Here is a 1,077-nt window from a genome sequence, read left to right as displayed (position 1 = left end):
CGTGCCTACCGGGGCGCTGGAGCCATCGAGCACAGGCCGCGAGCTGCGCGTCGAAGCCGCGCCCCACCCCCTGCACGTCGTCGTCCGCCGAGGTCCATGCGCGCAGCTCGGCGACGTAGGCGGGGTCCGCCTTCAACTGCGCGTCGGCCTCCCGGGTCAGCTGCGCGACCGTCCACAGCGCCGACTCGTCGTCCTCGACGACGTGCAGCCAGCCGCCCTCGTCGGCGGCCTCGTCCACCAGCTGCGTCATGACGCCCGGCGCGACCCGGGCCTCCGCGAACCCGGACCGGTTGGTGTGCCGGCGCCGGATCTGCCGGTGCAGGCGGCACTCCGCCGGGGTGACCGGTCTGCCGCGGTCGGGCACGAGGTGGACCACCACGTCGCCCGATCCGATCGTGCAGGCCGCCGGCGCTCCGGCGACGGCGAGCGCCAGGCGCAGGTTGAAGGCGGCCGCGCCGCACGAGATGCGTGCCGCGCGCAGGTCCGGGTCGCACACCGGCAGGGCGCGGTCACGGTCGACCAGGACCTCGATGCCGTCGGCGGTGCGCCGGAACCGCCACGGCTGGCTGTTGTGGATCGACGGCGCCCACACGGCCTCGCCGACCGCGGCCATGAAGGTGGCATCCGACCAGATGTCGACGTCGGTCATCGCACCCTCCCGAACAGGTCCGGTCCCTCCTCTCCACGGTCGCCGACCGTCCCGGCGCAACGGTGCGGGGCGAACCTCCCCACCCGCTGTATCACCCGGCAGATCACACCCGTGCGGCGGGTCAGGGCCGGGGATGCCGCCATCCGGACCGCGCCCCGGGGACGGCCGGCGGCGGCACCGGCGCACAGGGCGGCAGGCCGGGCGTGACACGATGGTGGCGCAGTTTGTGCCGTACCGGCGAGACGTCACGGTGGAAGGGGCCACATGATCCGGGTGTATCTGCTCGACGACCACGAGGTGGTCCGGTTCGGGCTTCGGGAGATGCTGGAGCGCGAGGGTGACATCGAGGTCGTCGGCGAGTCCGGGTCCGCCGTCGACGCGACGCACCGCATTCCCGCGCTGCGGCCCGACGTCGCCGTGCTCGACGG

The 1,077-nt window shown here is 74.3% G+C and carries 2 pseudogenes; one reads left to right on the top strand and one right to left on the bottom strand.

The features are described 5' to 3' along the window. Positions 1–649: pseudogene (locus ABZ321_RS58220) on the bottom strand (hypothetical protein); the annotation flags it as partial. 264 nt (positions 650–913) lie between these two features. Here ABZ321_RS58220 and ABZ321_RS58215 point away from each other — a divergent pair. Further along, a pseudogene (locus ABZ321_RS58215) lies at positions 914–1,077 on the top strand (DNA-binding response regulator); the annotation flags it as partial.

The organism is Dactylosporangium sp. NPDC006015 (assembly GCF_040614215.1).
GTDB classification, from domain to species: Bacteria; Actinomycetota; Actinomycetes; order Mycobacteriales; family Micromonosporaceae; genus Dactylosporangium; species Dactylosporangium maewongense.
The sequence above is the reverse complement of the archived record's forward strand: the minus strand, read 5'-3'. Positions and strand labels throughout refer to the sequence as shown.